At 66.9% G+C, this 12,578-nt stretch carries 11 protein-coding genes; 5 read left to right on the top strand and 6 right to left on the bottom strand.

All coding sequences use genetic code 11. The features are described 5' to 3' along the window. Nucleotides 1–13: 13 nt before the first annotated feature. Together ASC92_RS01040 and ASC92_RS01045 are read right to left on the bottom strand one after the other, a co-directional pair. On the bottom strand, nt 14–304 hold the full coding sequence (locus ASC92_RS01040; protein ID WP_018907465.1) for a co-chaperone GroES: 291 nt from the start codon (nt 302–304) through the stop codon (nt 14–16). 169 nt (nt 305–473) lie between these two features. Next, on the bottom strand, nt 474–2,075 hold the full coding sequence (locus tag ASC92_RS01045) for a phospholipase D family protein (RefSeq protein WP_056509406.1): 1,602 nt from the start codon (nt 2,073–2,075) through the stop codon (nt 474–476). A 285-nt stretch (nt 2,076–2,360) separates the two neighbouring features. On the opposite strand from ASC92_RS01045, the gene ASC92_RS01050 reads away from it, so the two are divergent. The 3 genes from ASC92_RS01050 to ASC92_RS01060 all read left to right on the top strand — a co-directional run bounded on the left by ASC92_RS01050 (nt 2,361) and on the right by ASC92_RS01060 (nt 5,938). Then, the gene (locus ASC92_RS01050; RefSeq protein ID WP_056509410.1) at nt 2,361–3,551 is read left to right on the top strand and encodes a PepSY-associated TM helix domain-containing protein; all 1,191 of its coding nucleotides are present in this window, start codon (nt 2,361–2,363) and stop codon (nt 3,549–3,551) included. After that, nucleotides 3,548–3,736 carry a hypothetical protein gene (locus ASC92_RS01055; RefSeq protein ID WP_056509415.1) on the top strand — a complete coding sequence of 63 codons (189 nt, stop codon included), beginning with the start codon at nt 3,548–3,550 and terminating at the stop codon, nt 3,734–3,736. The genes ASC92_RS01050 and ASC92_RS01055 overlap by 4 nt, the downstream gene beginning before the upstream one ends. Nucleotides 3,737–3,799: 63 nt before the next feature. After that, nucleotides 3,800–5,938: a TonB-dependent receptor gene (locus tag ASC92_RS01060; RefSeq protein ID WP_056509418.1), complete on the top strand. Its 2,139-nt coding sequence runs from the start codon at nt 3,800–3,802 to the stop codon at nt 5,936–5,938. Between the two features lie 153 nt (nt 5,939–6,091). On the opposite strand, the gene ASC92_RS01065 is transcribed toward ASC92_RS01060, so the two are convergent. Genes ASC92_RS01065 through ASC92_RS01075 form a run of 3 tightly spaced genes read right to left on the bottom strand, consistent with a single transcriptional unit; the run spans nt 6,092 to nt 8,828 of the window. Then, nucleotides 6,092–6,967, bottom strand: a complete 876-nt coding sequence (locus ASC92_RS01065; RefSeq protein WP_056509421.1) for an ABC transporter permease — start codon at nt 6,965–6,967, stop codon at nt 6,092–6,094. Nucleotides 6,968–6,993: 26 nt separating this feature from the next. Then, entirely contained in the window at nt 6,994–7,806 is an 813-nt protein-coding gene (locus tag ASC92_RS01070) for an ABC transporter ATP-binding protein (protein WP_056509424.1), read from the bottom strand. A gap of 2 nt (nt 7,807–7,808) precedes the next feature. After that, nucleotides 7,809–8,828: an ABC transporter substrate-binding protein gene (locus tag ASC92_RS01075; RefSeq protein WP_056509425.1), complete on the bottom strand. Its 1,020-nt coding sequence runs from the start codon at nt 8,826–8,828 to the stop codon at nt 7,809–7,811. 181 nt (nt 8,829–9,009) lie between these two features. Here ASC92_RS01075 and ASC92_RS01080 point away from each other — a divergent pair, with 181 nt between their 5' ends. Together ASC92_RS01080 and ASC92_RS01085 are read left to right on the top strand one after the other, a co-directional pair. Beyond that, nucleotides 9,010–9,684, top strand: a complete 675-nt coding sequence (locus ASC92_RS01080; protein ID WP_056509428.1) for a response regulator transcription factor — start codon at nt 9,010–9,012, stop codon at nt 9,682–9,684. Nucleotides 9,685–9,911: 227 nt separating this feature from the next. Next, on the top strand, nt 9,912–11,321 hold the full coding sequence (locus ASC92_RS01085; RefSeq protein ID WP_056509431.1) for a sensor histidine kinase: 1,410 nt from the start codon (nt 9,912–9,914) through the stop codon (nt 11,319–11,321). 15 nt (nt 11,322–11,336) lie between these two features. Here ASC92_RS01085 and metK read toward each other — a convergent pair whose 3' ends face one another. Then, on the bottom strand, nt 11,337–12,524 hold the full coding sequence (gene metK, locus ASC92_RS01090) for a methionine adenosyltransferase (RefSeq protein ID WP_056509435.1): 1,188 nt from the start codon (nt 12,522–12,524) through the stop codon (nt 11,337–11,339). Between the last annotated feature and the right edge of the window lie 54 nt (nt 12,525–12,578).

Consider the following 12,578-nt stretch of genomic DNA (forward strand, 5'->3'; position numbering starts at 1 on the left):
TGGGATGTTTGAATTACTTCTCGACGACTGCGAACAGGTCGTCTTCCTTCATGACCAGCAGTTCGTCGCCATCGACCTTGACGGTCTGGCCGCTGTACTTGCCGAACAGGACGCGGTCGCCGACCTTGACGGTCAGCGCGGTCAGGTCGCCCTTGTCGGTGCGCTTGCCCGGGCCCACGGCCAGGACTTCACCCTGATCGGGCTTTTCAGCGGCTGCGTCGGGGATGACGATGCCGGAGGCGGTCTTGGTTTCGCTGTCAACACGCTTGACGATCACGCGATCGGCCAAAGGACGAAGTTTCATTGCATCTCCTGGATGTATGGATAAGAAACGGATTTGTGGTCGGGCGCCGGACCGGAGGCCGGCAGCCCATCGACTGGAAGCGAGGGCTGTTAGCACTCATCAGCAGCGAGTGCTAATCATAAGGGCAATCGATGGGCTTTCAAGGGGTGGGGGTTGCCGGCGGGTGCTGCTACAGCAGGTCCGTAGGCACAAACCACGAGAACAGCAGCAGCTGCAGCCGCGTCAGCATGCTCGAATCCGGTTCGCTGTCGAGCACCTCGTTGTGGACGTCGCCGGTGCCGATCCACTGCACGTTCTGGCCATCGGGCTTGAGCACCACGCGGTAGACGCCCTCGATGTCGTCGAGCTGGTAGGCGAAAAGCAGCGCCTGCGTCAGGTCGAAGCTGCGCACGCGTATGCCGAATTCGGTGTTCAGCCGGGCGGAACGCGGGTCGAGGTTCATGGAACCGAGCAGCACCCACTGGCGGTCGACCAGTGCCAGCTTGGCATGCAGGCGGCCGCGCGCCTTCTTGAGCAGGTCGCGGAACTGGCCGCTGCGCCGCAGCTGCCGGGTGCTGACTTCGTACAGGTTCACGCCCAGCTTGAGCATGTCGACGCGGTAGCGGTTGTAGTTGATGTTGACCAGCGGCTCGTCGCTGTCGGCCAGCGAGTTGGTGATGACGGTGATGTTCACGCCGTGCTCGCGCCCCATGCGGATGCGTTCCATGCCCTCGTCGCCCGGAATGAAATAGGGCGAAATCACGACCACGTTCGACTTGGCCGTGGCCAGCATCTCGTGGAAGCGCTGCGCCAGCGGCTGCGTGGGTTGCGCCATGACGCCCAGCGCCTTGTTGGGGCTGTCAGCGGAGGCGTGGGCCTCGGCGCGCATCCACTTGACCTCGTCGATGCTGGCGAGCTGCGCGCCCAGCGGCAGGTCGCCGAGCAGGTCGGTGGGAGGCAGCGGGTCGGGCAGCGGTGCGTGGGCCGGGGAGGTCGCTTCCTCGAAATCGGCTTTCAGCGCCTGCGGCGTGCTGCTGGTGCCGGCCACCCGCTGCAGGGGGTAGACCACGTCGCTGTTCCAGTAGGTGTCGAAGATGGCGGCCGACTCGGGGACCACCGGGCCGGCCAGCAGCAGCTCGAAATCGATGAAGTTCGCGCTCTCGCTGCGCAGGAAATACTCGTCGGCCAGGTTGCGGCCGCCCGCGATGGCCATGGCGCCGTCGGCCACGAACAGCTTGTTGTGCATGCGGTGGTTGAGCCGCCGGAAGTCGGAAAAGAACTCCAGCCACCGTCCGGACGAGTGGTCGCGCGCATTCACGAACGGGTTGAACAGCCGGATCTCGGCATTGGGCTCGGCGGCCAGGCCGAGCAGCAGGCGGTCCATGCCGGCCGTGTAGAAGTCGTCGAGCAGCAGCCGCACGCGCACGCCGCGCCGGGCGGCATTGCGCATTTCGCGCAGCAGCAGGCGGCCGGTCTTGTCGTTGCCGAGCTGATAGGTCTGGATGTCGAGCGACGACTTGGCGTGGCGCATCAGCTCCAGCCGGGCGTCGAGCGCAAAAGAGGCCTCGATCAGCGGCCGCATGCTGCTCAGGCCGTCGGGCGGGGAGTCGAGGCTGACGGCGGCGCGGCCGAGTTCGGTGGCAGGCGAGGCCGCAATGGCCAGCGTCGGCGGCTCGGGCGTGCGTGGCGGGAGGCCGGCGCAGCCGGTCAGTGCAACGACAGCCGCAAGCACCATCAGCCGCAGAGCCGGACCGCGCAGCGCGGGAAACAGAAAGCCAATGAGCTTGAGCATGGGGGCTGCCAACGCACGGGAAGCGTGCGGGCGGCATCGTAGCTGGTCCGCCCTAGACCCGCAGACGCAATTTCGCAACGCAACGCCCTTCATCGCAGCCGGTGATTGGGGGAGGCGCAAATAAGTCGCGCATTAAAATGCGAATCATTCTTGATAACATTTTGAACAAGACCGGAATGAAGAGGTTGGTGGCGCGGCGCCAAGCTGCATTGCGCTCAACATCAACAACGTGACCGACAAGGTCTGCTTCAACACCTGCCTGTCGCGCGCGATTGCCAACACAACATGAACAGCCGAAAAATCAAGACCTGGGCCTGGGTGCACAAGTGGAGCAGCCTCGTGTGCACGGTGTTCATGCTGCTGCTGTGCATCACGGGCCTGCCGCTGATCTTCCATCACGAGATCGGCCACCTGCTGGGCACCGAGGTCGAGGCGCCGAAGATGCCGGCCGGCACGCCGCGCGTGAGCCTCGACCGCGTGCTCGACATCGCGAAGTCGAAGCACCCCGGCCGCGTGGTGCAGTTCGTCTCGCAGCCCGAGGATGACGACGGCCTGTGGTTCGTCACGCTCACGCCCACGCCGCAAGCCACGGAGGACTTCAAATCGGTCGCGATCGACGCGCGCACCGGCAACGTGCTGGCGCAGCCGAAGTTCGACGAGGGATTCATCTACGTGATGTTCAAACTGCACGTCGACCTGTTCGCGGGATTGGCGGGCAAGCTCTTCCTCGGCTTCATGGGCCTGCTGCTGCTGGTGGCCATCGTCTCGGGCGTGGTGCTGTATTCGCCGTTCATGCGCAAGCTCGACTTCGGCACGGTGCGGCGCGAGAAGCGCCCGCGCCTGAAGTGGCTCGACCTGCACAACCTGCTTGGCATCGTCACGCTGGTGTGGCTGTTCGTCGTGGGCTCCACCGGCATGATCAACACCTGGGCCGACCTGCTCATCAAGTACTGGCAGTACGACCAGCTCAGCTCGCTGCTCGCGCCCTACAAGAACGAACCCATCGTGGCGGTGAACGAGCGTGCCTCGGTGCAGCGCTCCATGGACGCGGCGATGCAGCACACGCCCGGCATGAAGCTGTCGTTCATCGCCTTTCCCGGCACGTCGTTCTCGAGCCCGCACCACACGACCTTCTTCGTGCGCGGCAACGAGCCCTTCACGTCGAAGCTGTTCCAGCCGGTGCTGGTCGATGCCAAGACCGCCGGGGTGACCGCGGCGCCGAAGCTGCCCTGGTACCTCACGGCGCTGCTGGTGTCGCAGCCGCTGCACTTCGGAGACTACGGCGGCATGCCGATGCAGATCATCTGGGCGCTGCTCGACATCGCGACCATCATCGTGCTGGGCAGCGGGTTGTACCTGTGGCTCAAGCGGGGCAACCCCGTGCCCGTGTCCCCGAGGGCCGCGGCACATGAAGCGCGCGTCTCCGGCGGCACTGCGCAACCAGAGCCGGCACCGGCCATGAAGGTGCAGGCATGAAGCAGCATCAGAGCTTCTGGCGCATGTGGGGCTGGCCGACGGTGCTGGGCCTGCTGACGATTTTCGGTCTGATCTCGGCGCTCTTCAGCGACGGCGGGCTGGGCGACGTGCTGGCCTGGATCACGCTGGGCATCCCGGTCGTGGTGGGCGCCTGGCATGCCTGGCGCAAGGCGCCGGCCCGCTAGTTTTCCCTGAGAGTCGCGCCGCCGCGACATGCGCGGCCGGCGTGCCGAAGCAGAATCGGCGCGATGAAACTCGCGCCCGTCGCCGCCGCCTGCCTTCTCTTGCTGGGTGTTCCGCTGGCCGCGCAGGCCCAGCAGGAGCCGCCGGCCGATCCGGGCGCGCGCGGCGCGCGCCTGCGCGAGATCACCGTCTCCACGCCGCGCGGCGAGGTCGCGCCCTTCAACGTGCCCGGCTCGGTCGACCGCGTCGACGGCGACGAGATGCGCGAGGGCCGCCTTCAGGTCAACCTCTCCGAAAGCCTGGGCGCGGTGCCGGGGCTGCAGGTGCAGAACCGACTGAACTACGCGCAGGACCTGCAGCTGTCCATCCGCGGCTTCGGTGCGCGCTCGACCTTCGGCGTGCGCGGCGTGCGGCTGTACGTCGATGGCATTCCGGCGACCTTGCCCGACGGGCAGGGGCAGACCTCGAACATCGACATCGGCTCGCTGGACCGCGTCGAGCTCCTGCGCGGGCCGTTCTCCGCGCTGTACGGCAACTCCTCGGGTGGTGTGCTGCAGGCCTTCACCGCCTCGGGCGAAGGGCCGCCGCGGCTGTCGTACTCGCTCGCGGGCGGCAGCTTCGGCACCTGGCGGCAGTCGCTGCAGCTCAGTGGATCGCAGGGCGCGGTCGACTACCTGCTCGACGCCAGCCGCTTCCATACCGACGGGTGGCGCGAACACAGCGCCGCGCGGCGCGACATCGCCAACGGCAAGCTGGGCATCGCGCTGGACAACGGCGACAGGCTCACGCTGATCTTCAACAGCGTGCGCATCGACGCGCAGGACCCGCTGGGCCTCACGGCCGACCAGTACGCGCTGGCGCCGCGCAACGCACCGCTGGCCACGCAGTACGACACGCGCAAGACGGTCGAACAGACGCAGGCCGGCCTGCTGTACGAGCGGCGCATCAACGCAGAACAGGGGCTGCGCCTCATGGTCTACGGCGGCGAGCGCAAGACCACGCAGTACCAATCCATTCCGGTGTCGGCGCAGCAGAACCCGCTGCACGCGGGCGGCGTGATCAACCTGTCTCGGCAGTACGGTGGTGTCGACATCCGCTGGAATGCCGCGTTGACCTTGGCCGATCGGCCGTTCGACGTGGTGGCCGGCCTGGGCTACGACAGCCTGCGCGAAAAGCGCCGCGGCTACGAGAACTACCTGGGCCGCGTCGCGGCACCCGTGCTGGGCGTGCAGGGCCGTCTGCGGCGCAACGAGCTCAACGAGGTCTGGAACCTCGACCCCTACGCGCAGGCCACCTGGCGCTTCACCGAGCGCTGGACGCTCGAAGCCGGCGTGCGCCGCAGCAGCGTGCACTTCGACTCGCAGGACCGCTACATCGTCGGCACGAACCGCGACGACAGCGGCAGTGCGCGCTACAGCAAGACGCTACCGGTGGCCTCGCTGCGCTACCAGGCGACGCCGGACCTGGCCCTGTACGGCTCCATCGGCCGCGGCTTCGAGACGCCGACGCTGAACGAACTTTCCTATCGGGCAAACGGCGCGAGCGGGCTCAACTTCGCGCTGCGGCCCGCGGTGAACGACAGCATCGAGCTCGGCGCCAAGGCGCGGCTCGCAGGCGGCCTGCTGACGGCAGCGCTGTTCCAGACCCGAACGCGCGACGAGATCGTGACGGACACCAACGTCGGCGGCCGCGCCACCTTCCAGAACGCGGGGCGCACGAAGCGCAACGGCTTCGAGCTGGGCTGGCAGCACGAGACCGCGAACCACTGGCGCACGCAACTGGCCTACACGTGGCTGGACGCGACCTACCGCGACGCCTTCTGCTCGCCGTCACCGTGCGCGGCGGCCAACACCGTGGCCGCGGGCAACCGCATTCCCGGTATCGCGCGGCAGTCGCTGTTCGCATCGCTGGGCTGGGTGCCGCCCGAAGGCTGGCGCGCCGGCGTCGAGATGCGCGCGCTGGGGCGCATCCAGGCCAACGACGCCAACACCGCAGTGGCCTCGGGCTACGCGGTGGCCGCCGTCTATGCAGGCTATTTGCGGAAGTGGGAGCGCTGGGAGTTCAACGCCTTCGCGCGCGTCGACAACCTGTTCGACCGGCGGTACGTGGGCTCGGTGATCGTCAATGAAGGCAATGGGCGTTACTACGAGCCCGCGCCGGGGCGCAACTGGACGGTGGGGTTGAGTGGCGCTTATCGGTTTTGATCGATGTGCTTTCGGGTCAATTCGGGGCGCGATCACGCCGACGGGGGACATTCGCGCAGGGGAGTACCCGGTGGCCTGTGCACGCACCCCGAACAAAAAAACGGCGGGCAAATTGCCCGCCGTTTCGCTTCTCGTCCCAGCCGAATCGAACGATCAGAACGCAGCCGGCCGCCACTTCAACAGCCGCTTCTCCAGCGAGCTGAGCAGGAAGTCGGCCGCAAGTGCAACAACAGCCAGAACGATCATCGCCGCGAACACGCCGCTTGCATTGAACGCGCCTTGGGCGGTAGAGATCAGCAGGCCGATGCCTTCCTTGGCGCCGAGAAACTCGCCCACCACTGCGCCCACGAGCGCGAAGCCGAAGCTCACGTGCAGGCTCGCAAGAATCCACGACATGGCCGATGGAATGACCACCGACATCGTCACCTGCCGCGGCGAGGCGCCGAGGATCTGCGCGTTTGCGATCATGTACTTGTCGGCTTCGCGCACGCCCTGGAAGGCGTTGCCGAACACCACGAAGAACACCATCACCACGGCCAGCGCCACCTTCGATGCCATGCCCAGGCCCAGCGCGATCACGAAGATCGAACCCAGCACCACGCGGGGGATCGAGTTGGCGATCTGGATGTACAGGCTGAACACGTCCGACAGCAGCTTGTTGCGGCCCAGGATGATGCCGCACAGCACGCCGGCGATCGAGCCGATGAGGAAGCCGATCACCGTTTCCTCGAGCGTCACCGCGACCTGCATCCACAGCGAGCCTTGCGAGGTGCCGTCGCGCATCCACTCCACGAGCTGGTCGTAGATCATCGAAGGCATCGAGTAGAAGAACGGGTCGATCCACTTCAGGCGCGCCGCAATCTCCCAGCCGCCGAGCGCGACCACCAGCACGATCAGCCGCAGCGCGATGATCATGCGGCGCCGGCCGCGGATGGCCGCCTGCGCGACTTCGGATTCGCGCGCCAGCGCGGCGTCGCTGAGCGACGAAGGCAGCACGGCTGCCGTGGGGGTGGTGGTGGAAGGCGTCATGGTTCTTGTCGTCGTGTTCGTTGTGTTCACTGGATGACCACTTCTTCGCGCAGGTCGTCCCAGATGTGCTTCGAGAGCTCGATGAACTGCGGGTCGTACCGCACTTCGGACATGACGCGTGGGCGCGGCAGGTCGATCTCGTACACGCGCTTGAGCGTGGCGGGCCGCGCCGACAGCACGAACACGCGGTCGGCCAGCGCGATCGCTTCTTCCAGGTCGTGCGTGACGAACACCACGCTGCCGCCGTTGCCCGACCACAACTGCAGCAGCTCGTCCTGCATCAGCGTGCGGGTCTGCATGTCGAGCGCCGAGAAGGGCTCGTCCATCAGCAGGATCTCGGGGTTGTTGATGAAGGTCTGCGCCAGCGCCACGCGCTTGCGCATGCCGCCGGAGAGCTGGTGCGGGTAGTGCTTGCCGAATTTCGACAGGCCCACGCGGTGGATCCACTCCTGGGCCAGTTCCATCGCTTCCTTCTTCGGCTTGCCGCGGAACACCGGGCCGGCCGCCACGTTGTCTTCCACGCTGCGCCACGGGAACACCGCGTCCGCCTGGAACACGAAGCCGATGCGCGGGTCTACGCCGGTCACGGGCTGGCCCATCACCTTGACGTCGCCCACGGTGGGCTTGAGCAGGCCGGTGATCATGTTGAGCGTGGTCGACTTGCCGCAGCCCGTGGGCCCGACGATGGCGACAAACTCGCCGCGCGCCACCGACATGCTGAAGTTGCGCAGCGCCACGGTGGCGTTGCCGTCCTGCGAGATGAAGCGCAGCGACACGTCGTTGAAGTCGATGGCCGAGGTCACGGCGCTGTTGCCGCTGGGGGGCGTTCCGTTGCGCATGGTCACTTCGCCGCCGCTGCCAGGTAGGCGTTGCTGTAGGTCTTCGACAGGTCGATGTTCTTGCTCTTCACGAGCGGCTTGTAGGTGGAGAGAACCTTCAGCACGGTCTCGGGGCCGCCGGCGGGCATCTTCGCGTCGGTGGTGAACATCGGCAGCGACGCCTTCAACGCCGTCACGTACAACTCCTTGTCGTTGCCGTAGTAGTCGCGCGGCACCTTCTCGGCGATCTCTTCGGCGCTGTGGGTGTGGATGTATTCCATGGTGCGGGCGAAGGCGTGTGCCAGCTTGGTGGCCTCGGCCTTGTGCGACTCGGCCCAGGTGTTCTGCACGTAGAGGCTGGCCGCGGGGTACAGGCCGCCGAGCGCCTTGGTGGTGTCTGCCTCGGTGCGCAGATCGACCAGCACCTTGGCGTCGCCGGTCTTGAGCATCTGCGACACGGTGGGCTCGGTGGTCATGCCGGCCTGGATGCGGTCCTGCTTCATGGCGGCGATGAAGGTGTTGCCGGCGCCCACTGGCAGCAGCGAGTAGTCCTTCGAGGCCACGCCGGCGCGGTCGGCCAGGTAGCGCGTGAGGAAGTCGGTGGACGAGCCCAGGCCCGTCACGCCCAGCGTCTTGCCGCCCTTGGCGTCGGCCATGGTCTTGAAGCCCGCGACGGCGGCCTTGGCCGAGACCATTTCGACTTCGCCCGGCACCTTGCAGAACACGGCGATGGCCTGGATCTCCTTGCCCTTGCTCTGCAGGTCGATCGTGTGGTCGTAGAAGCCCACCACGCCCTGCACGGCGCCGGCGATCAGCTGGTTCTCGGCATCGACGCCGGCCGGCTGCGATTGCAGCTCGACGTTCAGGCCTTCTTCCTTGAAGTAGCCCAGCGCCTCGGTGAGCTTGGCCGGCAGGTAGATGATCTTGTTGATGCCGCCCACCATGATGGTGATCGGCGCATCGGCGGCCTGCGCGAGCGGGGGTGCGGCGGCGAATGCGGTGCACAGGGCGGCGGCCAGCAGGGTGCGGCGGGTAGCGGACATGGTGTCTCTCCGTGTTGGAAGTGAATACTGGAAGGTCCGCGCACATCTGATCTGCCGCATGACGAGGTCAGTCTAGGAAGCGGCATCCTTCGGGCAGCTTTCGGCGGCCCGCATGATTCGTCATGGTTATCCCTAGGGCTTGCCGATGCTTCCTAGAATCCACGGCACCACCTCGACCCCCATGAAGCTGCTGCTCATCGAAGACAACCCGCAACTCGCGCACTGGCTCTCCAGCCTGTTGCGCGAGCAGGACTTCGTGGTCGACCATGTCGAGAACGGCGATGCGGCGGACCGGTTGCTGATGCAGACAAGCTACGACGTGGTGCTGCTGGACCTCAACATCCCGCAGCTCTCCGGCAAGGCCGTGCTGCGTCGGCTGCGCGAGCGCGGCGACACGGTGCCGGTGATCATCCTCACGGCCACCGCGTCGCTCGACCAGAAGGTGCTGTGCCTGGAGATCGGCGCGGACGACTACCTCGTGAAGCCCTTCGAGATCCGCGAACTGGTGGCGCGCATCAAGGTGCTGGTGCGCCGCCAGATGCCCGGCAAGGCCAACGATATTGCCTGTGGCGACCTGCGCTACGACCTGCGCACGCGGCAGTTCACGCTGGCCGACGAAGAGCTGGCGCTGCCGCCGCGCGAACGCACGCTGCTCGAGACGCTGATGCTGAAGGTGGGCAGCACCGTGTCGAAGCAGGCGTTGATCGATGCGATCTTCGGGCTCGACGACGAGCCGAGCGCGGATGCCGTCGACATCTATATTCATCGGCTGCGCAAGAAGCTCGAGGCGAGCCAGGCGACGATCATCACGCTGCGCGGTGTGGGCTATCTCCTGCGTACGCGTCAGGAAGATTAGGGTGCGGGTTCTTTGCGCTGTGCTTTGTTGTTCAGGGCCCGCTCACGCCGACGGGGTGCCTTGCTCCGCGAATGTCCCCCGCTTCGCTCCTCCTTTATTTCGCTGCGCAAGGCACCCCGCCGTCGTGATCGTTCAGACAGCGAAATAAAGGAGGAGCGAAGCGGGGGACATTCGCGGAGGGGAGCACCCGGTGGCCTGTGCACACACCCCGGACAGAAGGCTCAGAAATGAAGCGCGCCAGCCTCCGTCTGCGCCTGGCCTTGTGGCTGCTGCTGCCGATGTCGGTGTTCGTCGCCATCTGCGGATACCTCAACTGGCGCAACGCCGCGGAAGTGGCCGACTACGTGCAGGACCACGACCTGCTGTCGTCCGCCAAGGTGCTGTCGGACCGCTTGATCTGGGAAGGCAATGACGTGCAGGCCAGCGTGCCGCCTTCGGCGCTGAGCCTGTTCGTCTCGCCCGAGCGCGACCGTGTGTTCCTCAGCGTGACGGGCATGAACGGCGAGGTGCTGGCCGGCTCGCCCGACTTCCCGCTGCCCGCCGTGCGCAAACCCGAAGGCGTCGACCGCGCGCAGTGGTACGACACGCACTTTGCCGGCGTGCCGCTGCGCGCCGTCGTCACCACGCGCGCGATGTACGAAGCCGGCGGCGCGCGCGACATCACCATTGCTGTCGGCAAGACCGAAGGCAGCCGCGACCATATGCTGCGAACGCTGTGGTGGCCGTCGATGGAGTACCTGCTCATCGCGCTCGCGCTGGCCATAGCGCTCGCCGTGGCGGCGCTGACGCTGGAGCTGCGCCCCATCGTGCGGCTGAGCCAGCAGCTCGCGCAGCGCGACCCGCTGCACCTCGACCTCGTGGTGGACCCGGCCGCGCTGCACAGCGAACTGCGGCCGGTGGCTGACACCATCAACCGCTTCGTGGGCCAGCTCAAGGCGCATTCCGAGGCGCAGCGCCGCTTCATTGCCGACGCGGCGCACCAGCTGCGCACGCCGCTGGCCATGCAGGCCTCGCAGATCGAGTTCGCACGCTACACGCGGCAGCACCGCGGCGAATGGGACACGCGCCGCGCCGACATGGACGCGATGTGGCTGGCCATGCAGACCAGCAACCGGCGGCTGGTCGATGTCACGAACAAGCTGCTGTTGCTGGCCCAGGCCGAACACGGCGACGCGCACACGCAGCTCGAACGGGTCGACTTGGCGGCAGTCGCCTTGCGCTGCGTCGAGCAGCTTGCCGCGCTGGCAGACCGGCGCCGCATCGATCTCGGGCTGGAGGCGCCCGATGCGGCCTTCGTGATGGCGCAGCCTGCCTTGCTCGACGCGTTGGCCGGCAACCTGCTCGACAACGCCCTTCGCTACACGCAGGAAGGCGGCCGCGTGACCGTCGGCGTGCGGCAGGTGCAAGGGGCGGTGGAACTGACGGTGGAAGACAACGGCCCAGGCATTGCGCCCGAGGTGCGCGAACGCGTGTTCGAGCGCTTCTACCGCGTGGCCCAGGACGCCGAGGGCACGGGGCTCGGCCTGGCGATCGTGCGCGAGATTGCACGGGCCTTCGATGCGAACGTGGACCTGGCAGCCAACCCGCGCGAGGCGCAGGGGCTGCTGGTCACGGTGCGCTTTCCGTCGGCCGCCTGAAGCGGCGGCCGGGGGTCAGCCGCGGAGGCCGGCGGCTGCGCGCAGCGCGGCGGCCTGCGTCGTCGCTTCCCAGGTGAACTCGGGCTCTTCGCGGCCGAAGTGGCCGTAGGCGGCGGTCTTCTGGTAGATCGGGCGCAGCAGGTCGAGCATCTGGATGATGCCCTTCGGACGCAGGTCGAAGTGCTCGCGCACGAGCTCGGCGAGCTTCTCGTCGGGGATCACGCCGGTGCCCTCGGTGTAGACCGTGATGTTCATCGGCTCGGCCACGCCGATCGCGTACGCCACCTGGATCTGGCACTGGCGCGCGAGGCCGGCGGCCACGATGTTCTTGGCCACGTAGCGCGCGGCGTAGGCGGCCGAGCGGTCGACCTTCGACGGGTCCTTGCCCGAGAACGCGCCGCCGCCGTGCGGGCAGGCGCCGCCGTAGGTGTCGACGATGATCTTGCGGCCGGTGAGGCCGCAGTCGCCCTGCGGGCCGCCGATGACGAAGCGGCCGGTCGGGTTGATCAGGTAGCGCGTTTCCTTGAGCCACTCCTTGGGCAGCACGGGCTTGATGATCTCCTCGATGATGGCTTCGTTGAACGAGGCCTTCATCTTGGTCGAGGTTTCGCTCTGGTCGGGGCTGTGCTGCGTGGAGAGCACCACGGTGTCGATGCTGTGCGGCTTGCCGTCCACGTAGCGCATCGTCACCTGGCTCTTGGCGTCGGGGCGCAGGAAGGGCAGGCGGCCGTCCTTGCGCAACTGGGCCTGGCGCTCGACGAGGCGGTGCGCGTAGTAGATGGGCGCGGGCATCAGTTCGGGCGTTTCGTCGCAGGCGTAGCCGAACATCAGGCCCTGGTCGCCGGCGCCGGTGTTCAGGTGGTCGTCGCTCGCGTGGTCCACGCCCTGGGCGATGTCGTTGGACTGCTTGTCGTAGCAGACCATCACCGCGCAACCCTTGTAGTCGATGCCGTACTCGGTGTTGTCGTAGCCGATGCGCTTGATGGTGTCGCGCGCGACCTGGATGTAGTCGACGTGCGCGTTGGTCGTGATCTCGCCGGCGAGCACCACGAGGCCGGTGTTGGTCAGCGTCTCGGCGGCCACGCGGCTGCGCGGGTCCTGCTCGAAGATGGCGTCCAGGATGGCGTCCGAGATCTGGTCGGCGACCTTGTCGGGGTGGCCTTCTGAAACCGATTCGGAAGTGAAGAGGAAGTCGTTCGCCATTTTTAAAACTCCTTGAAGTGAGATTGGCGCGTTGCCAACTCTGCGGAGCCCTGG

Source organism: Variovorax sp. Root411 (assembly GCF_001425205.1).
In the GTDB taxonomy this organism is placed as follows: domain Bacteria; phylum Pseudomonadota; class Gammaproteobacteria; order Burkholderiales; family Burkholderiaceae_C; genus Variovorax.

Excerpts from the sequence above, each read along its gene's own strand:
- metK (WP_056509435.1), bottom strand. The coding sequence starts at position 12,524 with ATGGCGAACGACTTCCTCTTCACTTCCGAATCGGTTTCAGAAGGCCAC.
- ASC92_RS01075 (WP_056509425.1), bottom strand. The coding sequence starts at position 8,828 with ATGTCCGCTACCCGCCGCACCCTGCTGGCCGCCGCCCTGTGCACCGCA.
- ASC92_RS01040 (WP_018907465.1), bottom strand. The coding sequence starts at position 304 with ATGAAACTTCGTCCTTTGGCCGATCGCGTGATCGTCAAGCGTGTTGAC.
- ASC92_RS01055 (WP_056509415.1), top strand. The coding sequence starts at position 3,548 with ATGAAGCAGCATCAGAGCTTCTGGCGCATGTGGGGCTGGCCGACGGTG.
- ASC92_RS01085 (WP_056509431.1), top strand. The coding sequence starts at position 9,912 with ATGAAGCGCGCCAGCCTCCGTCTGCGCCTGGCCTTGTGGCTGCTGCTG.
- ASC92_RS01060 (WP_056509418.1), top strand. The coding sequence starts at position 3,800 with ATGAAACTCGCGCCCGTCGCCGCCGCCTGCCTTCTCTTGCTGGGTGTT.
- ASC92_RS01070 (WP_056509424.1), bottom strand. The coding sequence starts at position 7,806 with ATGCGCAACGGAACGCCCCCCAGCGGCAACAGCGCCGTGACCTCGGCC.
- ASC92_RS01045 (WP_056509406.1), bottom strand. The coding sequence starts at position 2,075 with ATGCTCAAGCTCATTGGCTTTCTGTTTCCCGCGCTGCGCGGTCCGGCT.
- ASC92_RS01065 (WP_056509421.1), bottom strand. The coding sequence starts at position 6,967 with ATGACGCCTTCCACCACCACCCCCACGGCAGCCGTGCTGCCTTCGTCG.
- ASC92_RS01050 (WP_056509410.1), top strand. The coding sequence starts at position 2,361 with ATGAACAGCCGAAAAATCAAGACCTGGGCCTGGGTGCACAAGTGGAGC.
- ASC92_RS01080 (WP_056509428.1), top strand. The coding sequence starts at position 9,010 with ATGAAGCTGCTGCTCATCGAAGACAACCCGCAACTCGCGCACTGGCTC.